20 protein-coding genes are annotated in these 18,729 nt (G+C 65.2%); 9 read left to right on the forward strand and 11 right to left on the reverse strand.

The genetic code is table 11. The annotated features are described in order from the left end of the window. Window positions 1-234: 234 nt before the first annotated feature. From K289_RS0117545 to K289_RS0117570, 6 genes are all read right to left on the reverse strand, one after another. Window positions 235-534 (reverse strand): copper-binding protein, encoded by a 300-nt coding sequence (locus K289_RS0117545; RefSeq protein WP_027552735.1) that lies wholly within the window; start codon window positions 532-534, stop codon window positions 235-237. Between the two features lie 15 nt (window positions 535-549). Next, complete coding sequence (locus K289_RS0117550; RefSeq protein ID WP_027552736.1) at window positions 550-1,005, reverse strand: cupredoxin domain-containing protein; 456 nt, start codon at window positions 1,003-1,005, stop codon at window positions 550-552. 36 nt (window positions 1,006-1,041) lie between these two features. Further along, window positions 1,042-2,367, reverse strand: a complete 1,326-nt coding sequence (locus tag K289_RS0117555) for a copper oxidase (protein WP_027552737.1) — start codon at window positions 2,365-2,367, stop codon at window positions 1,042-1,044. 13 nt (window positions 2,368-2,380) lie between these two features. Further along, window positions 2,381-3,805 (reverse strand): TolC family protein, encoded by a 1,425-nt coding sequence (locus K289_RS0117560; protein WP_027552738.1) that lies wholly within the window; start codon window positions 3,803-3,805, stop codon window positions 2,381-2,383. A gap of 9 nt (window positions 3,806-3,814) precedes the next feature. Continuing rightward, window positions 3,815-4,105 (reverse strand): hypothetical protein, encoded by a 291-nt coding sequence (locus K289_RS0117565; RefSeq protein ID WP_027552739.1) that lies wholly within the window; start codon window positions 4,103-4,105, stop codon window positions 3,815-3,817. 78 nt (window positions 4,106-4,183) lie between these two features. Continuing rightward, on the reverse strand, window positions 4,184-4,600 hold the full coding sequence (locus K289_RS0117570; protein ID WP_371260828.1) for a hypothetical protein: 417 nt from the start codon (window positions 4,598-4,600) through the stop codon (window positions 4,184-4,186). Between the two features lie 173 nt (window positions 4,601-4,773). On the opposite strand from K289_RS0117570, the gene K289_RS0117575 reads away from it, so the two are divergent. Next, window positions 4,774-6,033 carry an MFS transporter gene (locus tag K289_RS0117575; protein ID WP_027552741.1) on the forward strand — a complete coding sequence of 420 codons (1,260 nt, stop codon included), beginning with the start codon at window positions 4,774-4,776 and terminating at the stop codon, window positions 6,031-6,033. Here the strand turns inward: K289_RS0117575 and K289_RS0117580 are convergent. Next, a complete protein-coding gene (locus K289_RS0117580; RefSeq protein ID WP_027552742.1) occupies window positions 6,030-6,437 on the reverse strand; it encodes a DUF4864 domain-containing protein in 408 nt (135 codons plus the stop codon). The genes K289_RS0117575 and K289_RS0117580 overlap by 4 nt on opposite strands. An 83-nt stretch (window positions 6,438-6,520) precedes the next feature. Further along, window positions 6,521-7,159, reverse strand: a complete 639-nt coding sequence (locus K289_RS0117585; protein WP_027552743.1) for a TetR/AcrR family transcriptional regulator — start codon at window positions 7,157-7,159, stop codon at window positions 6,521-6,523. A 238-nt stretch (window positions 7,160-7,397) separates the two neighbouring features. Here K289_RS0117585 and K289_RS0117590 point away from each other — a divergent pair, with 238 nt between their 5' ends. From K289_RS0117590 to K289_RS0117600, 3 genes are read left to right on the forward strand one after another with little or no spacing between them, the layout of a single operon-like run. Further along, on the forward strand, window positions 7,398-7,895 hold the full coding sequence (locus tag K289_RS0117590) for a (2Fe-2S)-binding protein (RefSeq protein WP_027552744.1): 498 nt from the start codon (window positions 7,398-7,400) through the stop codon (window positions 7,893-7,895). Further along, window positions 7,892-8,947 (forward strand): xanthine dehydrogenase family protein subunit M, encoded by a 1,056-nt coding sequence (locus tag K289_RS0117595; RefSeq protein WP_027552745.1) that lies wholly within the window; start codon window positions 7,892-7,894, stop codon window positions 8,945-8,947. The genes K289_RS0117590 and K289_RS0117595 overlap by 4 nt, the downstream gene beginning before the upstream one ends. Continuing rightward, window positions 8,940-11,201 (forward strand): xanthine dehydrogenase family protein molybdopterin-binding subunit, encoded by a 2,262-nt coding sequence (locus K289_RS0117600; RefSeq protein ID WP_027552746.1) that lies wholly within the window; start codon window positions 8,940-8,942, stop codon window positions 11,199-11,201. The genes K289_RS0117595 and K289_RS0117600 overlap by 8 nt, the downstream gene beginning before the upstream one ends. Before the next feature lie 53 nt (window positions 11,202-11,254). Here K289_RS0117600 and K289_RS44565 read toward each other — a convergent pair whose 3' ends face one another. Together K289_RS44565 and K289_RS0117610 are read right to left on the reverse strand one after the other, a co-directional pair. Continuing rightward, entirely contained in the window at window positions 11,255-12,103 is an 849-nt protein-coding gene (locus tag K289_RS44565; protein WP_051310623.1) for a transglutaminase domain-containing protein, read from the reverse strand. A gap of 108 nt (window positions 12,104-12,211) precedes the next feature. Next, complete coding sequence (locus K289_RS0117610) at window positions 12,212-12,760, reverse strand: cupin domain-containing protein (protein ID WP_027552747.1); 549 nt, start codon at window positions 12,758-12,760, stop codon at window positions 12,212-12,214. 148 nt (window positions 12,761-12,908) lie between these two features. Here K289_RS0117610 and K289_RS0117615 point away from each other — a divergent pair, with 148 nt between their 5' ends. Together K289_RS0117615 and K289_RS0117620 are read left to right on the forward strand one after the other, a co-directional pair. After that, a complete protein-coding gene (locus K289_RS0117615) occupies window positions 12,909-14,237 on the forward strand; it encodes an aspartate aminotransferase family protein (RefSeq protein WP_035685011.1) in 1,329 nt (442 codons plus the stop codon). Between the two features lie 73 nt (window positions 14,238-14,310). Then, window positions 14,311-15,576, forward strand: a complete 1,266-nt coding sequence (locus K289_RS0117620; RefSeq protein ID WP_027552749.1) for a D-amino acid dehydrogenase — start codon at window positions 14,311-14,313, stop codon at window positions 15,574-15,576. A gap of 161 nt (window positions 15,577-15,737) precedes the next feature. Here K289_RS0117620 and K289_RS0117625 read toward each other — a convergent pair whose 3' ends face one another. Then, entirely contained in the window at window positions 15,738-16,370 is a 633-nt protein-coding gene (locus tag K289_RS0117625; RefSeq protein WP_035685014.1) for a helix-turn-helix domain-containing protein, read from the reverse strand. Window positions 16,371-16,551: 181 nt separating this feature from the next. Between K289_RS0117625 and K289_RS0117630 the strand changes: the two genes are divergently transcribed. From K289_RS0117630 to K289_RS0117640, 3 genes are read left to right on the forward strand one after another with little or no spacing between them, the layout of a single operon-like run. Next, window positions 16,552-17,310 (forward strand): ABC transporter substrate-binding protein, encoded by a 759-nt coding sequence (locus K289_RS0117630; protein WP_027552751.1) that lies wholly within the window; start codon window positions 16,552-16,554, stop codon window positions 17,308-17,310. Between the two features lie 26 nt (window positions 17,311-17,336). Next, entirely contained in the window at window positions 17,337-17,990 is a 654-nt protein-coding gene (locus K289_RS0117635; RefSeq protein ID WP_027552752.1) for an amino acid ABC transporter permease, read from the forward strand. After that, window positions 17,987-18,718 (forward strand): amino acid ABC transporter ATP-binding protein, encoded by a 732-nt coding sequence (locus tag K289_RS0117640; RefSeq protein ID WP_027552753.1) that lies wholly within the window; start codon window positions 17,987-17,989, stop codon window positions 18,716-18,718. Before K289_RS0117635 ends, K289_RS0117640 begins: the two co-directional genes overlap by 4 nt. The last annotated feature ends 11 nt before the right edge of the window (window positions 18,719-18,729 follow it).

Consider the following 18,729-nt stretch of genomic DNA (forward strand, 5'->3'; position numbering starts at 1 on the left):
GGCAATTTTTGCCCGGTGTATGGTTAGCAAAGGGTTAACGGAGGGTGCGGCAGGAGGGTGGACCGGGGTGTTTCGGGCTTCTCGGGATGTCGTTCCGGGGCGCCCGAAGGGCGAACCCGGAATCGTCGTGCCGCAAGCGGTGTGGAGGCATGGATTCTCAGATGCGCAATTGCGCATCATAGCTCGCGCCAAGAGGCGCGCCCCGGAATGACCAGGGTGGAAAACCGACGGGCCCTACTTCGCCTTCTGCATCGTCGTCACGGTATACCCCGCCGCCGCCTCCTCGGCCTCGAAGGTCACCTTGTCGCCGACCTTCACCTGCTTGAGCAAAGCGGGGTCCTTGACGCGGTAGACCATGGTCATGGGCTCATCCATGCCGAGGCTCTTGGCGGGGCCGTGCTTCAGGGTGATCTTGCCGGCGGCCTCGTCGATCTTCTTCACCTCGCCGTTGATGGAGGCTCCTTGCGCGGTTGCGCCCAGGGACAGGCCCAGCGTCAGCGCGAGCGATGCGGTCAGTCGGATGATCGGTTTCATGATTCGCTCCATGGCTCACTTCACGGTGACGTGGCCGACCATGCCGTAGTCGCGGTGGTCGGGGATCAGGCAGGAAAATTCGAACGTGCCGGCCTTGGTGAACTTCCAGAGGATCTCGGCCGTCTTTTTCGGCGCGAGCCGCACCCCGTTGGGGTCGTCGTGCTCCATGTGCGGATGCTTCTTCATCACCTCCGCGTGCGCGAGATTCTCCTTTTTGGTGGCGAGCAGGAATTCATGGTCCTCCGTGCCGACATTGCGCAGCACGAAGCGGATCTGCTCGCCGCGTTTGACCTCGATCCTCGATGGCTCATAGTCCATCTCGCTCATCGCGATCTCGATGGTGCGCGCGGGCTTGCTGGGATCGCCGGGCTCGCCGGCCGAAAAGCTCTCGTGCCGATGATTTTCGTGCGCGATGGAGGGCGCGGCCAAAAGCGAGAGTGCCGCCAGTGTGATGATCGTTTTCTTCTTCATCTTGGTCTCCAGTTGATGGTTCGTCGAAATGAGCGGTTACATCTTCTTCGCCGGCGCGCCTGGTTGCCGCGCCGGTGCCGCATCAGGCGCCTCGACCTCGTAGGCAACGGTGCCTTGCGGGAATTGATAGGGGCCGGGATCGCGATAGTCGTCGCGCGCCATCCCCTCGCGGATCTTCATCACCGTGAACATGCCGCCCATCTCGATTGGCCCGAACTGGCCCGCGCCCGTCATCATCGGTAGCGTGTTGTCGGGCGCGGGCATCTCCATGTTGCCCATCGCCATGCCGGCCTGGCCCATCACCATCGCGTCCGGCGCGAGCTTGCCGACGGCGCGCGCCAGATCCTTGCGCGACACGCCGATCATGTTGCGCATGTCGTGGCCCATCGCGTTCATGGTGTGATGCGACTTGTGGCAGTGGAACGCCCAGTCGCCGGGATTGTCGGCGAGCACGTCGAACACGCGCACGGCGCCGACCGGCACGTCGGTCGTCGTCTCCGGATATTGCGCGCTCTCCGCAATCCACCCACCGTCGGTGCAGGTCACGGCAAAGCTGTGGCCGTGCAGATGGATCGGATGATTGGTCATGCTGAGATTGCCGATGCGCACGCGCACCTTGTCGCCGAGCCTGACCGGCAGGGGATCGATGCCGGGAAACACCCTCGAATTCCAGGTCCACATGTTGAAGTCGGTCATCTCGTTGACCTTCGGCAGGTAGGTGCCGGGGTCGACGCGATAGGTGCTCATCACGAAGACGAAGTCGCGGTCGACGGGACGGAAATTCGGATCGCGCGGATGCACGACGACCATGCCCATCATGCCCATCGCCATCTGCACCATCTCGTCGGAATGCGGGTGGTACATGAAGGTCCCGCTCTTCTTCATCTCGAACTCGTAGACGAAGGTCTTTCCAGACGGGATGTGCGGCTGGTTCAGCCCGCCGACACCGTCCATGCCGCTCGGCACGCTCATGCCGTGCCAGTGCACGGTGGTGTATTCGGGCAAGCGGTTGGTGACGAAGATGCGGACCTTGTCGCCCTCCACCGCTTCGATGGTGGGGCCCGGCGACTGGCCGTTATAGCCCCAGAGATTGACCTTCATGCCTTCGGCGAATTCGCGCACCACGGGCTCGGCGACGAGATGGAATTCCTTCCAGTCGCCATTCATGCGGAACGGCAGCGTCCAGCCGTTGAGCGTGACGACGGGGCGATAGTCCGGCCCGTTCGTCGGGTACAGCGGCGGCTGCATCACCACCTTGTCCATGTGCGGGGCTTCCGGAATCCCTGCGGCCTGGACGCGGCCGCTGATTGCCGATGCGCCGGCAAGCGCGGCGGTGCCCAAAAATCCTCGGCGGGAAAACATCTCTGCCTCCGTTTCAGTGGCCGCCATCGGCAGGCGCTGCCGCGGCAATGGTTGTCGGAATGTCGCTGCCGCCCGATGGCGCGCCGCCGCCATTGACGGCGGTCTGCAAGTCGGACTGCGCGAGGAAGAAGCTTTGCTTGGCGTCGATCGCCCCGCGCAGCGAGGCGAGACGTTGGCGTGCCTCGGTCAGGAGCGCGAAGATATCGACCTGCATGGAGGAGAAGCGGAGCTGCATCTCCTCGGTGATGATCTTGCGCAGCGGCAGGATCTCGCGCTGGTAGTGGCTCGCGATGTCGTAGGTCGATCGGTAGACCCGATAGGCATCGCGCGCCTCCGAGCGGACATTGACGGCGCGCTCGGTCAGGCGATTGAAAGCGAGGTTGTAGGTCTCCGCCGCCTGCCGCACGCGCACTTCGCCGCCGTCGAAGATCGGGATCTGGAATAGCACGTCGAAGCCGCGCTCGCGGAACGGCGGGCCTTCCGGATCCTGGGTGCGGCGGGAGATGCCGGCGAGATCGAGCAGGGTGACGAAGCGCGTCGCTTCGGTGAGGTTCAGCGACTTTGCCAGCGCCGTCAGCTCCAGCCGCGCGATCTGCAAGTCAATTCGATGAGCCACCGCATCGGCCTCGATCGAGGGCAACGAAAGCGGCCGCCGCGGCAGCGGCGGCAATGCGTTGGGGAGCCGGAAATCGAGGCCGCCGTCCCACAGCCCCATCAGGCGCGCGAGCCTTTCGCGCCCGCTCGTTGCCGCCTGTCGCGCGGTGGCGAGGTCGGCGGTGGTCTCGGCGTAAAACACCTGCTCGCGGGCCTGATCGAGCTTGTTGATCGATCCGGTCTCGCCGAGTTTTACAGCAAGCCGCGCGGTCGATTCCGCTGTCGACTTCGCGTCGGTCAGTAGCGCCACCATCTCGTTGGCGGCGACAGTGCGGACATAGACGCGGCGCACGTCGGCGGCGAGCCGCAACGTGGCAAGTGCCGCGCGCAACTGCGCCTGGCGGAAACGGTCGCGGGCGATGTCGGAGCGGATCGGCAGGGTTGCCAGCGCAAGAATGTCGCCGACGACCTGGCGCTCGATCTCGCTTGCGCCATCGCCGGAGATCCGCGAGATGGAGAACACGGGATTCGGCGGCAGGCTCTGTTCCACGAGCTCGGTCTCGGCCAGCGCCAGCTCGTTATAAGCGGCCTGAAGTCCCTTGTTGTTGAGGAGCGCGATCTGCACGGTCGCCTCAATGCTCAGCGTGCGCGACAGCACGCGGCGGACGGTGTCACTCACCGCAGCAGCACCGGCGGCGGAGCGGACGAAGGCGACGTCTTTGCCGATGCTCTGGCTGGTGAGCTCGGACACCGCATTCATGCCGCTGTCTGGTGAGAAGGCGGCGCAGCCGGACAGGCCAAGCGCGGCAAGAGCAAGCAGGCCGCGTGCAAAATGATTTGCCATGGCGCGCTCCTACCGGTCCGGCTTGGGTTGAGTTTTGGGCTGGGGCGCAGCGCTGTCGTTGCGCTCGCGCCACGGTCCAGGCTCGGCAGGCCGCAGGCTGTCATAGGGCGCGATCGTCGAGCGATAGCCAACGCGCGCGACCCTGGCCGCCGGATCGGCGGGACCAGCACCTGGCAGCGGCGGCGTGGCCGGCATGCAGCCGGACAGCACGAGCGCGGCCAGCAGCGGCCAATTGAATCGCAGGTGTCGTCCACGCGCCGAAGATGCGGCGGCGAACCTCGCTCCGAGAAGCGTAAGCATGGTCTATTCCTGATCTGTCTGATGATCACAGGCGCATGCGCGCGAAAACGCGCGTTGGCCTCATGTCGTCACGTCAGGTCAGGCGATCGGAGGGCGGTAGAGCAGGGGCGGCGCCTCGCTGTGCAGGCTGGCGACGATATCCGGGACGCAGGCGGAGACCGGCTGGATCGGCTTGGCGAGGTCGGGCAGCGAGACCGGCAGCGCGCTGACGCACATCATCGCGCAGCAAGGGCCGGGTGCGCCCTTGCCGTCATGATGGTGTTTGGCGGGCGCGTCCTGTGCGGCGTGCTGATGAGCGTGCGTGCCGGCGTGGTCATGCGACGCGCTGCCATGCATGTGGCTCGCAGCCGTCTCGTGATGATTCGGGACAAGATCGGCCAGCGCCGCGTCATCGAGACACGGTGCGGGGCCGTGCCCCCAGGCGAGAGCCGCGGCCGGCGCGAGGACGCAGAACAGATAGGCGAGGGCGACCAGCCGCCCCACCTTGATCCGCATCGATCGCGTCAATTGCAACAACATCCCGTCGACATGCTCTTTGCGCGGCAGTGTTGCACACGCAGATTGCAAACTAATGGCAAAGCACGGTTCCGCCAAGCTCTTCTTACCGCAGCGCACCGCGCATGCCCAATATCGCGGCACGATGCTTGACCACGAGGCAATCAGCGAACATGGTCCCGCCCGTGCACGCACCAAATCATCCCGGACAGCGACCGTCGTCATTCACCCCTGATTCCCGTCAGGCCTGGGTGCGGCTCGTCATCGCGCTCCTGATCGGCTCGATCGGGGCCGTCGGCATGTGGGCGGTCGTGGTCGTGATTCCTGTGGTGCAGTCCGAATTCGGCGCCACGCGCGGCGCCGTGTCGCTGGCCTTCACCCTGATGATGTTCGGCTTCGGTCTCGGCGGGGTGATCGCTGGAAAGATCACCGACCGGTTCGGCATCGTGCCGGCGATGGCGATCAGCATCGCCTTTCTCGGTGTCGCCAACGTGCTGGCGGGGCTGTCGAGCCAGCTCTGGCAATTCGTGGCGGCCTATTTCCTGATCGGCCTCGGCACGTCGGCGACCTTCGCGCCCTTGATGGCGGAGGCCTCGCACTGGTTCGAGCGCTATCGCGGGCTTGCCGTGACCATCGTCGCGAGCGGCAATTATGTCGCCGGCACGATGTGGCCGCCGATCGTGAGCTGGGGCATGCAGACCGTCGGCTGGCGCACGACCCATATCGGCATCGGCATCGTCTGCGCGAGCCTGATGACGGTCCTGGTGCTGGTCCTGCGCATGCAGATGGGCGACGACAAGGTCCGCAACCACGCCAACGCACCGCCGCCGCGGGTTGATCTGAAGCTCTCGACCAACCCGCTGACGGTGCTGCTCTCGATCGCCAGCATCTCCTGCTGCGTCGCCATGGCGATGCCACAGGTCCACATCGTCGCCTATTGCGGCGATCTCGGCTACGGCGTGGCGCGCGGGGCCGAGATGCTGTCGCTGATGATGGCTTGCGGCATCGTCAGCCGCATCGGCTCCGGCTTTCTCGCCGACAAGATCGGCGGCATCCGCACGCTGCTGGTCGGATCGGTGGCGCAGGGCTTTGCGCTGGTGTTCTACCTGTTCTTCGACAGCCTCTCCTCGCTCTATCTGATCTCTGCGATGTTCGGCCTGTTCCAGGGCGGCATCGTGCCGAGCTACGCCATCATCGTGCGCGAGGCGATGCCGGCGAGCGAGGCGGCAACCCGCGTCGGCATCGTGATCTTCGCCTCCGTGTTCGGCATGTCCTTCGGCGGCTGGGTGTCGGGCGTGATCTTCGACGCCACCGGCTCATATGCCGCTGCGTTCGCCAATGGTGTCGCCTGGAACGCGCTCAATGTCGGCATCGTCGTGGCGCTGCTGATCCGGTCGCGGATGAATTCGGTGAAGGCGGGCTTCGCCACCTAAACCGCCTGTCCCGCCTTCAATAGCGAGCAGCCGGTGATCTTGTAGGTGCCGTCGCTCTGCTGCTCGAGTGTGTAGAGCGCTTCCCAGGCCTCGCCATCGGCGTCGATGATGTGGACGCGCTGCGCGATCCAGTTGCCTTCGCTCTTGCTGTCGCCGAACTCAAAACCCTTGTGCCGGTAGACCGGCGCGTAGCCGTTCTTCACCATGGACATGAAGATGTCGGGGGCGGGGAAGATCTCCTTGATCGCCGGCGCGGCGTAGGAATAGGCGGCCGCTGCGTCGTCACGGCCGAATGCCTGCTCCTGGGCGCGGATCACGTCTTGCGCGGCGGCGATGCCGCCGGCGTGTGCCGGAAGCGGGCTGAGAGCGACACTGAGTGCGATGAGCAAGGCTGCGATGCGCATGACAGGCTCCGCGTTGATGTCCCGGCGGAGCCGATCCTAGCACGACTGCGACAGCGGGTGAGTGCCTTTGAGCTCTCGCGGTGCTATCGCTTCCGCTTCGCTGCCGATTTAGCCGGCTTGGCCGTGCGCGTTTTGCTCCTACCGGCGGGCTGCACGCGCAGTCCGTCGACGAACACATCCAGCATTCGCAGCACCGACGATTGCCAACCCGGCTGATCGTGCATGTAGCACATGCCGACCAGCGCACGGAGCAGATCCTCGGGACTGACGTCGCCGCGCATCTCGCCGGCCGCGACCGCGCTATCGAGCAGCGAGCCGATCGCCTTTGTCAGACGGTCCATCGAGAAAGCCGCGAGCTCCGACGAGCTCTGGAATGTCAGTGCCAGCGCTGCCGACATGCCCTTCTTGGTGGCAACGAATTCGACGTTCGAGCGCAGCCAACGCCGCAGCGCGTCGACCGGATCCTTCGCATTCTTCAATTGCTCGGCGAGCTCGCTGAGCTGTTCGACCTCGCGCCGGTACACCGCCTCAAACAGGTCCTCGCGAGTCGGAAAATGCCGATAGAGCGTGCCGATGCCGACGCCGGCGCGTTTGGCGACGGCCTCCAGGCTCGCCTCGGGCCCGCCGGCGCTGAACACGAGTTTCGCCGCCTCGAGCACGCGCTCGCGATTGCGCACGGCGTCGGCGCGGGGCTTGCGGATCTGGTCGGCATGGTCGTCCATCCCGGCAATCTAGATCACGATCTGGTTAGATTGAACCCTTTGCGTGGCGCATCGCGTTGTTTGCGCACGGGCTTTTGACGAATTCCAATATTTTCCGGCGGCTCTTGTTAAACGGAGGGTGCCTCCGTATCTTCGCTGACGCGTCGACCCGGCTCATGCGCGGGCGACGCGGAATCGACGGCGGCCACGGCGGTGGCGCGCCGTGCGATCACTCATGTCCATCTGATCGGAGCCTTGTATGAACCACTCCATCAGCCTCACCGTGAACGGTGCGCGGCGCGAATTCGTCCTCGACGATCCGCGCGTCACGCTGCTCGATCTCCTGCGTGAGCGCCTCCATCTGACCGGAACCAAGAAGGGATGCGACCGCGGCCAATGCGGCGCCTGCACCATTCTCGTCGACGGCAAGCGCATCAACTCCTGCCTCGCGCTCGCCATCAGCCATGACGGCGCCGACATCCTCACCATCGAAGGCGTCGCGCGCGGCGACCAGCTTCACCCCGTGCAGGCCGCCTTCATCGCTCATGACGGTTTCCAATGCGGCTTCTGCACGCCCGGCCAGATCATGAGCGCGATCGGAATGATGCGCGAAGGCCAGGCCGGCGATGATCCCGAACGCATTCGCGAATGCATGAGCGGCAATCTCTGCCGCTGCGGCGCCTATGCCGGCATCGTCGATGCCGTGCTCGAGGCGCAGGCCGGCATGGACGAATCCAACCAGAGGCGCTCGGCATGAAACCGTTCGATTATGTCCGGCCCGCCACGGTCGCAGAGGCCGTTGCCGCTGGCGCCCAGCCCGGCGCTGCTTATCTCGCCGCCGGCACCAATCTGCTTGATCTGATGAAGGGCGGCGTCAGCCGTCCGGATCGTCTCGTCGATGTTACGCGTCTCGAGGGTCTCGACCGGATCGAGTCTCTCGCCGACGGGAGCGTCCGTATCGGCGCGCTCGTGCGCAATGCCGATCTCGCGCATGATGCTGAGTTCGCAAAGTCCTATCCGGCCGTAGCTGAAGCGCTGCTCTCCGGGGCGTCCGCGCAATTGCGCAACGCGGCGACGGTGGGCGGTAATCTCCTGCAACGAACGCGCTGCGCGTATTTCTACGACACCGCCAGCCGGTGCAACAAGCGCGAGGCCAGCAGCGGCTGTGATGCGCTTGGCGGCGAGAACCGGACCCACGCCGTGCTCGGCTGGAGCGAGAGCTGTATCGCCACCCATCCGTCCGATTTCTGCGTGCCGCTGCTCGCGCTTGATGCAATCGTCGAGATCGAGGGCAGGAATGGGCGGCGGGAGATCGCGTTCGATGCGCTGCATCGCCTGCCAGGGGATACGCCGGAGCGCGAGTCTGCGCTTGAGCCCGGCGACCTCATCGTCGCGGTGCGTCTGCCGGCCGCCGCACGCGGCTTTGCCGCCCATGCGCGCTACCTCAAGGTCCGCGAGCGTACCTCGTATGCGTTTGCCGTCGTCTCGGCCGCGGCCGCCTTGCAGGTCAAGAACGGCAAGGTCACGGAAGCGCGGCTTGCGCTCGGCGGCGTCGCCGCGAAGCCCTGGCGCGCCCGCGCAGCGGAAGACGTTCTCAAGGGCGTCGCACCTGATGCAGCCGCCTTCCAGGAAGCCGCCCGGCGCGCGCTCGCTGATGCAAAGCCGTCCGGCGACAACGCCTTCAAGATCGAGCTCGGGCGCCGCATCGTCGTGCGTGCGCTGACCCTTGCTGCCGCTGGTACGCCTGCGCGCATGCCCGCGCTGCCGGCCTCTCCCTTTGCGTCCATTTCCGGAGCCATCCATGTCTGAGCTCAGTCTCACCTCCGCTCCCGCCCACTTACGGCACGGCTCGAACATCGGCCAGCCGCTGACCCGTCGTGACGGCATCCTCAAGGTCAGGGGACAGGCGACTTATGCCGCCGACAATCATCCGCCCGGCATGCTGTTTGCCGTGATGGCGGTCTCCAGCATCGCGCGCGGTCGCGTGACCTCGCTCGATGTGGCCGCGGCCAAGCGCCATCCCGGCGTCGTTGAAATCATGACGTCGAGCCACAAGCCACAGCTCGCGATCGATCCGGAGATCAAGACCAATCCGTTCGTGTTCCGGATGGAGGTGTTGCAGAGCGACGAGGTCCGCTATCCCAACCAGCCCATCGCCGTCGTGATCGCGGAAACGCTGGAGGCGGCGACCGAAGGCGCGGCGCTGCTGGCGCCACGTTACGAGACGCTGCCGGCGCGTGTCGGACTCGATGCCGGCGAAAGTTTCGTGCCGCCCGTCGTCGGTGTCGGCAACCCGACGGAAAATCACCGCGGCGACGTCGAGGCGGGTCTCGCCGCGGCCGACAAGCGGATCGAGGCCACCTATGAGACGCCGCCGCAATATCACAACGCCATGGAGCCGCATGCGATCGTCGCGGCCTGGGACGGCGACAACCTCTCGATCGACATGCCGACCCAGGGCTTGTTCCTATCGCGCGCACGCGTCGCCGAGCTGTTCGGCATGGCGCCAGAGAAGATTCACATCCGCAGTCCCTTCCTCGGCGGGGGCTTCGGCTCCAAGGGCTTGATGGCTGGTCCCCAGGTCCTCGGTATCATGGCGGCAAAGCTGGTCGCCAAGCCGGTCAAGCTCGTGCTGCGTCGTGAGCAGATGTACGGCCCGGTCGGACATCGTGCACCGACGCGCCAGCGGCTGCGCGTGGGCACCGACGGCGAAGGACGCCTGACCGCTCTCGATCATCACGCCAGGACGGTGTCGAGCACATTCGACGATTTTTACGAGCCGGCCGCTGATGCCTCGCACACGCTCTATGCCAGCCCGGCGATCCGGACCTCGCATGACGCCGTGCGCGTCGACACCGGCACGCCGCTGTTCATGCGCGCGCCCGGGGAAGCAACCGGCTCGATCGCGCTGGAGAGCGCGATCGACGAGATGGCCTGGGCCTGGGGCATCGATCCACTCGCCTTTCGCCTGAGGAACTACGCCGAGGTCGAGCCGATCACCGGCAGGCCGTTTTCCTCGAAGGCGCTGCGGGCCTGCTACGAGCAAGGGGCGGCGCGTTTCGGCTGGGCGAAGCGCTCGCTTCAGCCGCGGCAGATGCGCGACGATGCCGGTCTTCTGGTCGGTTGGGGCATGGGCACGGCGACGTTCCCGGCGCTGATGTTCCAGGCCGAAGCGCGCGCGGCGATCCGTCGCGACGGCACCGGCGCCATGGAGATCGGCGCGCACGACATGGGGCAGGGCGCCTGGACCGCGCTGGCCCAGATCGCAGCCGATGGGCTCGGGCTCGATGTCGACCGCGTCGAATTCAAGGCCGGCACGTCCGATCTGCCCGACGCCGGTATCGCCGGCGGCTCCGCGCATACGGCAACCGCGGGCGCAGCGATCCACAATGCCGGCGCGGCCGTCATCGCCAAGCTCGCCGATCTCGCAACCGGTGACGAGCGCTCGCCGCTATTCGGCGCCGGCAATGCCGGCGTGATCGCGCGCGACGGAAAGCTGTTCCGGCGCGACGACGAAAGCCGCGGCGAGAGCTACGCCCGGATCCTCGCGCGTGCGGGCATCGCCGAGGTCGAGGCTCGCGGCACAGGCGCGCCGAACCCTGCGGCGATGGAAGAATATGCGATGCATGCGCATGGCGCTGTCTTCGCCGAGGTGAAGGTCGATCCCGACCTCGGCCAGATCCGCGTCTCGCGAATGGTCGGCGCCTTCGCGGCCGGGCGCATCGTCAATCCGCATCTGGTGAAGAGCCAGCTGTTTGGCGGCATGATCTGGGGCATGTCATTCGCGCTGCACGAGGAGGCGATCACCGACCGCCGTAGCGGCCGGATCATGAACGCCAACCTCGGCGAGTACCACATCCCCGTGAATGCCGACGTGCCACCGCTCGACGTGATTACGGTCGAGGAGCACGATCCGCACGTCAACGCACTCGGCATCAAAGGCGTCGGCGAGATCGGCATCACCGGCAGTGCCGGCGCGGTCGCCAACGCCGTCTGGCATGCGACCGGCGTGCGGGTGCGCCGTTTCCCGATCAAGATCGAGGAGCTGTTGACGCAGCGCTGACGGCCAACGCGGCGGCGGGAGCTCCTCCCGCCGCGGCGTCTTCCGAGAAGGAGCTAGGCGCCGCTCGTATCAATCCATGACGGGTTTCTGAGAAACGCTACCGTCTCATCAGGCCTGGAAGCGCAACCCTCGGATTGTTCAATCGTCTCGATGGACGTCGCGACGCGATCGCCATAGGCCAGGTCCGTCTCGTCCAGGCACCTGTTTTCTGCTGTCGCGCTGCGCCATGTGTCCCAGACCGACGTGTGCCGGTTTGCGAGCGCCAGGAGATCCCGGTGGAGATCTACGTCCATGAACCAAAGGCCCCTTGCGTCGCCGTGCCCGAAATCATCCGGATCAACGCTCCCACTCCTCGCTAATCTCCACGCTTGGGCCGCCGTCAGGTAGACATCATTCGGCAGGTCAGTCAGGTCGAATGTGATGCCAAGGTCCCTTTGCTGCATCTCATCGATTTGTGCATCGACGCGACGCCAGCGCTGCTCTGCCGCCGACCAATACTCGCAAATCCAGTGATCCTGGTTGGGCGCGGCGTCGAAATAGGTGGCAAATCCGCACCGGACACGCGCAGGAATCGCGCGATGTCTCAGAATGCTGCAGAGTAACAGCGAATAGTCACGGCATGTGCCGAACGTCCGCTGCCGCGGAGGGCGAGGCACCTCCAGCGGTCCGTTGAAGCATTCCTGGATGAGTTGTAGCCGAGCGGAAACCGGCTGCGTCTCGCGGGGGCGCGGCGTGCTGGCCGGAATGCCGTACTGGTCTGCGCACGACACATGCACAATGAGCCTTGATACGATGTCGCGCAGCGAAGCTATGTCAGGAGGAAGGTGCTCGTAGAGTCTTCCAAGCGGACCCGGCTCTGTCATACCATCGTGTGCGATGAAGTGCTCTCCGACCTTCGACATGATGCCTGTCCCATCAGCTCAGCACAACCTTAGGACACTATGGGGGAGCGCGTCTATCATGACGTTTCTGCCTGCCGAGATCATTGATCATACAAGCGCCGACGTCTCTCAGAACGTCGGCGGCGTGCAGGCCGAGATTACTTCGCACGGCTTGCCGCCGACGCAGCGGAAGCGGTGCGGGCGGCGGCTCTCGAAATAATAGGCATCGCCGGGATTGAGGATGCGGCGCTCGTCCTCGACTGTGACCTCGAGCTTGCCGGAGATCACCACGCCGCCTTCCTCGCCATCATGGACCAGCGGCACTCGGCCGGTGTCACTACCGGGTTCGTAGCGCTCTTTCAGGATCTGCAAGCTCCGGCCGAACAGATTGTCGCCGACCTGGCGGTAGGAGATCGGCTTCTTGCCGACCTCGGTGAGCTCCTCCGCGCGGTAGAAGATCTTGCGCCGCGTCTCAGGCTCGAGCGCAAAGAACTCGGCGAGCCCCATCGGAATCCCGTCGAGAATGCGCTTGAGCGCACCGACCGACGGGTTCATCTGGTTGGACTCGATGAGCGAGATCGTCGAATTGGTGACACCGGAGCGTTTGGCGAGTTCCCGCTGCGACAGCTTGTGGCGCGCCCGGATGAATCGCAGCCGTCCACCGATGTCGACGCTCATGCCCAAAGTCCCTGTTGCAGGTGTTGCGGATCGCGCAAATATGGACCGGCCCGCCCAATCAAATCAATGGGTTGCGAATGCACAGAAAAGGGCTTGTTGCGCTTAGGAAGCCGTGGCTCTGCTAAAGGGTCAGCAAAGGAGCGCGGCCGTGACCCTTCATCAGATTCCGAACACCATCAAGACCGATTCGTACTGGATGCCGTTCACGGCCAACCGGCAGTTCAAGAAGGCGCCGCGCCTGTTCTCCTCGGCCGAGGGCATGCACTACACAAGCGTCGACGGCCGCAAGGTGATCGACGGCTCCGCCGGCCTCTGGTGCGTCAACGCCGGCCACGGCCGCAAGCAGATCGCCGCCGCGGTCGAAAAGCAGCTGATGACGCTGGACTTCGCGCCGTCGTTCCAGATGGGTCATCCGCTCGCGTTCGACTTCGCCGAGCGGCTCGCCGAAATCGCGCCGAAGGGGCTCGATCGCATCTTCTTCACCAACTCCGGCTCTGAATCGGTCGACACCGCGCTGAAGATCGCGCTCGCCTACCATCGCGCGACCGGCCAGCCGACGCGCACCCGCCTGATCGGCCGGGAGCGCGGCTATCACGGCGTCGGCTTCGGCGGCATGTCGGTCGGCGGCATGGTGGCGAACCGCCGTGCGTTTGCGACCCATCTTCCGGGCGTCGACCACATCCGCCACACCCACGATCTCACCCGCAACGCCTTTGCCAAGGATCAGCCGACGCATGGCGCCGAGCTTGCTGACGATCTCGAGCGCCTCGTCGCCTTGCACGGCGCCGAGACGATTGCCGCCGTCATCGTCGAGCCGGTGCCGGGCTCGACCGCGGTGCTGCCGCCGCCGCAGGGCTATCTGAAGCGGCTGCGCGAGATCTGCGACAAGCACGGCATCCTCCTGATCTTCGACGAGGTCATCACCGGCTTCGGCCGCCTCGGCACGCCGTTCGCCGCCAACTTCTTCGGCGTCACGCCGGACCTGATGACCACCGCCAAGGGTATCACCAACGGCACTGTCCCCTGCGGCGCTGTGTTCGCGAGCCGCAAGGTGCATGACGGCCTGATGACCGGCCCGGAGAACCAGATCGAGCTGTTCCACGGCTACACCTATTCGGCGCATCCCGTCGCCTGTGCCGCAGGCCTTGCCACGCTCGACATCTACAAGGACGAGGGCCTGCTCACGCGCGGTGCGTCGATCGCCGAATACTGGCGCGATGCGCTGCATTCGCTGAAGGGTCTGCCGAACGTCATCGACATCCGCAATTGCGGCCTGATGGGTGCGGTCGAACTGTCGCCGCGCGAGGGCGCGATCGGCGCGCGTGGCTATGACGTGATGGTCGACTGCTTCAACAGCGGCCTTTACCTGCGCACCAGCGGCGACTCCTTTGCGATGTCGCCGCCGCTGATCGTCGAGAAGAGCCACATCGACCAGATGGTCTCGATCCTCGGCGACGCCATCAAGCGGGTGGCCTGATAATTGCTCCCGCGGTTCACGGTGTTTTTCTGTCTTGGCAGCGGCGCGTGATGCCGCGGGAGTTTGACGAAGCGTGAAAGTCCTGATCCTCGGCAGCGGTGTCATCGGTGTCACCTCTGCCTACTATCTCGCGCGCGCCGGGCATGAGGTGACGGTCGTCGACCGTCAGCCGCAGCCGGCGCTGGAGACTTCGTTCGCCAATGCCGGCGAGGTCTCGCCCGGCTATTCCTCGCCCTGGGCCGGCCCCGGCGTGCCGGTGAAGGCGGTCAAATGGCTGTTGATGAAGCACGGCCCGCTGGTGGTCCGGCCGAAGCTCGATCCCGTGATGTGGGTCTGGCTGCTCAAGATGCTGCGCAACTGCACGTCCGCGCGTTACGCGGTCAACAAGAGCCGGATGATCCCGATTGCGGAGTACAGCCGCGATTGCCTGCGCGATCTGCGCCGCGAGATCGGCATTCAATATGACGAGCGCGCGCAGGGCACCTTGCAGCTGTTCCGCTACCAGGCGCAGCTCGACGGCACCGGCGAGGACATCGCCGTGCTCAAGCAATACGGCGTGCCCTATGAGGTGCTCAGCCGCGAAGGCTGCATCGCGGTCGAGCCGGCGCTCGGCGGCGTGAAGGAGAAGTTCGCGGGCGGATTGCGGTTGCCGCAGGACGAGACCGGCGACTGCCACATGTTCACGCAGGCGCTGGCCAAGCACGCCGAAGCGCTCGGCGTGCGCTTCATGTTCAACACCGGCATCAACGGCATCGTGACGGACGCCACGCGCGTGACTGGTGTTGCGACCAGTGCCGGCCTGCTGCAGGCCGATGCCTATGTCCTCGCGCTCGGAAGCTGGTCGTCGCGGCTGGTTGCGCCGCTCGGCATTTCGTTGCCGGTCTATCCGGTGAAGGGCTATTCGATCACGGTGCCGATCAAGGACGCCAGCGGCGCGCCGGAATCGACCGTGATGGACGAAAGCTACAAGGTTGCGATCACCCGCTTGGGGGATCGCATCCGCGTCGGCGGCACCGCCGAGATCTCCGGCTATTCGAGCAAGCTCTACCCCGCGCGCCGCGCCACGCTGGATCATTCGCTGACCGATCTCTTCCCGCGCGGCGGCGATCTCTCCAAAGCAACGTTCTGGAGCGGCCTGCGCCCGATGACACCGGACGGCCCGCCCGTGATCGGCCCGACGCGCTACAGTAATCTCCACCTCAACACCGGCCACGGCACGCTGGGCTGGACCATGTCCTGCGGCTCCGGCCGTGTGCTCGCGGACATGCTGTCGGGCAAGAAGCCGGAGATCGACACGAGCGAGCTGACGGTGGACCGCTACGCTCATAGGTTTGGGTAAAGGTTTATCCGCCCGTCATTGCGAGGAGCGAAGCGACGAAGCAATCCAGACTGTCTCCGCGGCGAGATTCTGGATTGCTTCGCTTCGCTCGCAATGACGGCGTGGAAGCCCACATCCAATCGGGATGACGGGACTGCGGCTGCGCCCGTGGAGTGGAAGAACTACCCCGCCGCCGTCACCGAATTCACCCACAGCACCACAGCCTTCGCATCCTGCGCCGGGTTGGAAAAACGGTGCGGCCGTCGGCTGGCAAACCGAAAGCTGTCGCCCGTCTTCAGCGACCAAGTCTCCGTATCCACCGTCAGCATCATCTCGCCCTCGAGCACGAGGCCGGCTTCCTCGCCGTCATGGGTGTAGAGCTCATCGCCGGTTGAGCCGCCGGGCTCCAGATGCACGAGGAATAAATTGAGCCGGTTCTCGGCGCTCGCCGGGCTCAGCAACTGTTTTGAGACGCCGGTGCGCCAGAGCTTGAGCTCGGGGCGCTGAAGCGCGCGCGTCACGATCTGGTCGGACACGCCGTCGCTGCTCGGGCTCGCGCCGAACAGCGCGGCGATGCCGACGCCGAGCACGTCGGCGAGCGTCGCCAGCACGCGCAGCGAGGGCGAGGACAGGCCGCGCTCGATCTGGCTGAGAAACCCGATCGAAAGCTCCGTGCGCTCGGCCACCGTTTCGAGCGAGAATTGCCTGACCCGCCGGAGATCGCGGATGCGGCGGCCGACCGCAACGTCCATCGCGGGCTCGGCCGTTTTGGCCTTCGCCTTTTTCACCGGCTTTGCGGCGGCCGGTTTGCGCATTCTTTTGCCACCGCTCACGTCAAACCGCTTCCTTCATGTGCATGAAAACCGCTTGCATCGACCGTGAAAGTGTGACCAAGTTTTCATATTGGTGAAAATAAGCCGAAAAGGCGTCGCCCGCAACGTCTGCCTCGCCATACACGCTGGCGTCGCGATCGGCCGAACCCAAAGGGGGATAGCGATGAAGCGTTTCGTTCAGGCCGCGGTCGCGGCGCTCGCGATTGCAGCCACCGTGCCGGCATCGGCGCAGCAGGTGCTGAAGGTCGGCTCGACGCCGACCGGCATTCCCTTCACCTTCCTCGACACCAAGACCAACACCATCCAGGGCATCATGGTCGATCTCATCACCGAGATCGGCAAGGACGCTGGTCTCAACGTGCAGATCGAGCCGATGCAGTTCTCGGCGCTGATTCCCTCGCTCACCTCGAGCAAGATCGACATCATCGCGGCCGCGATGTTCATCACGCCGCCGCGCAAGGAGGTCGTCGATTTCTCCGACCCGATCTACACCTATGGCGAAGGCCTCGTAGTGCCGAAGGGCGACACCAAGGCCTATGCCTCGCAGGAGGATCTGAAGGGCGAGACGGTCGGTGCCCAGGTCGGCACCGCCTTCGTCGACGCGTTGAAGAAGTCCGGCCTGTTCGCCGAGGTCAAGGCCTATGAGACCATTCCCGACATCCTGCGCGACGTGAACACCGGCCGCCTCAAGGCCGGCTATGCCGACTATCCCATCCTCGCCTACAATCTGAAGCAGGGGGGCTTCCCCGAGGTGCGTCTCGTCGCTGGCTACAAACCCGTCACCGTCGGCTCGGTCGGCATCGGCGTGCGCAAGGGAGAGACTGCGCTTCTGGGCAAGATCAACGCCTCGCTGGCGAAGCTGAAGGCCAACGGCACCATCGACAAGATCCTCGATAAATGGGGCCTGAAGGCGCAGGGCTGATCAATAGAGGCTGAGAAGGCCGCGCGATGAAAGGCTTCTGGCACGACGCCGTCGAGTTCTTCCCGATCCTGTTGAACGGCGTCGCGCTGACGATCGTCGTCACCATCGGCTCGCTGCTGCTGTCGACGGTGCTTGGCCTCGTCTGGGCCATGATGCGGGTCTCAGGCATCGGCCTCCTGTCGGGGCTCAGCGCCAGCCTGATCAACGTGATCCGCGGCATCCCGATCATCGTGCTGCTGTTCTACCTCTACTTCGTGATGCCGGATCTCGGCGTCACGCTGACCGCGTTGCAAGCCGCGATCCTCGGGCTCGGCATCGCCTATTCAGCCTACCAGGCCGAAAATTTCCGCGCCGGCATCGAGGCGATCGACAAGGGGCAGATCGAGGCGGCGCAGTCGATCGGCATGGGCTGGTGGCTCACAATGCGCCGCGTGGTGCTGCCGCAGGCGGTGCGCATCGTGTTGCCGCCTTACGGCAACGTCATGATCATGATGCTGAAGGACTCTTCGCAGGCTTCGACCATCACGGTCGCCGAGCTCGCCCTTCAAGGCAAGCTGATCGCATCTTCGACCTTCAAGAACACCAGCGTGTTCACGCTGGTGGCGCTGATGTATCTCACCATGAGCATTCCGCTGATCCTGCTCGTCCGTCACTTCGAGAAGCGGGCCGGCAAGCGATGATCGAGCTGAGCGACGTCCACAAGAGCTTCGGCAAGGTCGAGGTGCTCAAGGGCATCACGGCGAACGTCGAGAAGGGCGAGGTGGTCTGCATCATCGGCCCCTCCGGCTCCGGCAAGTCGACCATCCTGCGCTGTATCAATGGGCTCGAAAGCTACGACCGCGGCGAGATCAGCGTCGAGGGACTGAAGGTCGACCGCGATGCGCCGTCGATCGTGGCGATCCGCACCCAGGTCTCAATGGTATTTCAACGCTTCAACCTGTTCCCACATCGAACCGCGCTCGAAAACGTCGTCGAGGGGCCGCTCTATGTGAAGAAGGAGGCGCGCGCCGCGGCGTTTGAGCGTGGCCGCGCGCTGCTCGCCCGGGTTGGCCTCGCCGAGAAGGCCGACGTGCATCCGCCGCAGCTCTCCGGCGGCCAGCAGCAGCGCGTCGCGATCGCCCGCGCGCTGGCGATGCAGCCCAAGGCGATCCTGTTCGACGAGCCGACCTCGGCGCTCGATCCCGAGCTCGTCGGCGATGTCCTCGGCGTCATGCGCAAGCTCGCCGACGACGGCATGACCATGGTTGTCGTCACTCACGAGATGGGCTTTGCCCGCGATGTTGCCGACCGCGTGCTGTTCATCGATGGCGGCGTCATCGTCGAGCAGGGACCGGCCAAGGCCGTCCTCAATCAACCCCAGCATCCGCGCACGCAGGACTTTTTGCGCCGCGTGTTGCATCCGCTCTGATCGGTCTTCGC

Origin of the sequence: Bradyrhizobium sp. Cp5.3 (assembly GCF_000426265.1) — a bacterium.
GTDB lineage: Bacteria > Pseudomonadota > Alphaproteobacteria > Rhizobiales > Xanthobacteraceae > Bradyrhizobium > Bradyrhizobium neotropicale.

Excerpts from the sequence above, each read along its gene's own strand:
- K289_RS0117545 (WP_027552735.1), bottom strand. The coding sequence starts at position 534 with ATGAAACCGATCATCCGACTGACCGCATCGCTCGCGCTGACGCTGGGC.
- K289_RS0117550 (WP_027552736.1), bottom strand. The coding sequence starts at position 1,005 with ATGAAGAAGAAAACGATCATCACACTGGCGGCACTCTCGCTTTTGGCC.
- K289_RS0117555 (WP_027552737.1), bottom strand. The coding sequence starts at position 2,367 with ATGTTTTCCCGCCGAGGATTTTTGGGCACCGCCGCGCTTGCCGGCGCA.
- K289_RS0117560 (WP_027552738.1), bottom strand. The coding sequence starts at position 3,805 with ATGGCAAATCATTTTGCACGCGGCCTGCTTGCTCTTGCCGCGCTTGGC.
- K289_RS0117565 (WP_027552739.1), bottom strand. The coding sequence starts at position 4,105 with ATGCTTACGCTTCTCGGAGCGAGGTTCGCCGCCGCATCTTCGGCGCGT.
- K289_RS0117570 (WP_371260828.1), bottom strand. The coding sequence starts at position 4,600 with ATGCGGATCAAGGTGGGGCGGCTGGTCGCCCTCGCCTATCTGTTCTGC.
- K289_RS0117575 (WP_027552741.1), top strand. The coding sequence starts at position 4,774 with ATGGTCCCGCCCGTGCACGCACCAAATCATCCCGGACAGCGACCGTCG.
- K289_RS0117580 (WP_027552742.1), bottom strand. The coding sequence starts at position 6,437 with ATGCGCATCGCAGCCTTGCTCATCGCACTCAGTGTCGCTCTCAGCCCG.
- K289_RS0117585 (WP_027552743.1), bottom strand. The coding sequence starts at position 7,159 with ATGGACGACCATGCCGACCAGATCCGCAAGCCCCGCGCCGACGCCGTG.
- K289_RS0117590 (WP_027552744.1), top strand. The coding sequence starts at position 7,398 with ATGAACCACTCCATCAGCCTCACCGTGAACGGTGCGCGGCGCGAATTC.
- K289_RS0117595 (WP_027552745.1), top strand. The coding sequence starts at position 7,892 with ATGAAACCGTTCGATTATGTCCGGCCCGCCACGGTCGCAGAGGCCGTT.
- K289_RS0117600 (WP_027552746.1), top strand. The coding sequence starts at position 8,940 with ATGTCTGAGCTCAGTCTCACCTCCGCTCCCGCCCACTTACGGCACGGC.
- K289_RS44565 (WP_051310623.1), bottom strand. The coding sequence starts at position 12,103 with ATGTCGAAGGTCGGAGAGCACTTCATCGCACACGATGGTATGACAGAG.
- K289_RS0117610 (WP_027552747.1), bottom strand. The coding sequence starts at position 12,760 with ATGAGCGTCGACATCGGTGGACGGCTGCGATTCATCCGGGCGCGCCAC.
- K289_RS0117625 (WP_035685014.1), bottom strand. The coding sequence starts at position 16,370 with ATGCGCAAACCGGCCGCCGCAAAGCCGGTGAAAAAGGCGAAGGCCAAA.
- K289_RS0117630 (WP_027552751.1), top strand. The coding sequence starts at position 16,552 with ATGAAGCGTTTCGTTCAGGCCGCGGTCGCGGCGCTCGCGATTGCAGCC.
- K289_RS0117635 (WP_027552752.1), top strand. The coding sequence starts at position 17,337 with ATGAAAGGCTTCTGGCACGACGCCGTCGAGTTCTTCCCGATCCTGTTG.
- K289_RS0117640 (WP_027552753.1), top strand. The coding sequence starts at position 17,987 with ATGATCGAGCTGAGCGACGTCCACAAGAGCTTCGGCAAGGTCGAGGTG.